General features: G+C 69.8%; 1 protein-coding gene. It reads left to right on the plus strand.

What is annotated here, in order from left to right; translation table 11 throughout:
- Positions 1-285 (plus strand): aldehyde dehydrogenase family protein (locus ACETK3_RS21390; RefSeq protein ID WP_373993605.1); only part of this gene is annotated, 285 nt, incomplete at both ends.

Consider the following 285-nt stretch of genomic DNA (forward strand, 5'->3'; position numbering starts at 1 on the left):
GCCTCCCGGCCGGTGTCCTCAACGTCATCCCCACGTCCACGGCAGGGGCCACCACCGGGCCCCTGATCAAGGACTCCCGGCTGCGCAAGCTCTCCTTCACCGGCTCCACCGAAGTGGGACGGCGACTGCTGGCCGATGCGTCCGAAAACGTGCTGCGCACCTCGATGGAGCTCGGCGGCAACGCCCCGTTCCTGGTGTTCGAGGACGCCGACCTGGACGCCGCTGTCACCGGTGCCATGGCAGCCAAGCTGCGGAACATGGGCGAGGCCTGCACGGCGGCCAACC

This window comes from Arthrobacter sp. E44 (genome assembly GCF_041877125.1).
Taxonomy (GTDB): domain Bacteria; phylum Actinomycetota; class Actinomycetes; order Actinomycetales; family Micrococcaceae; genus Arthrobacter.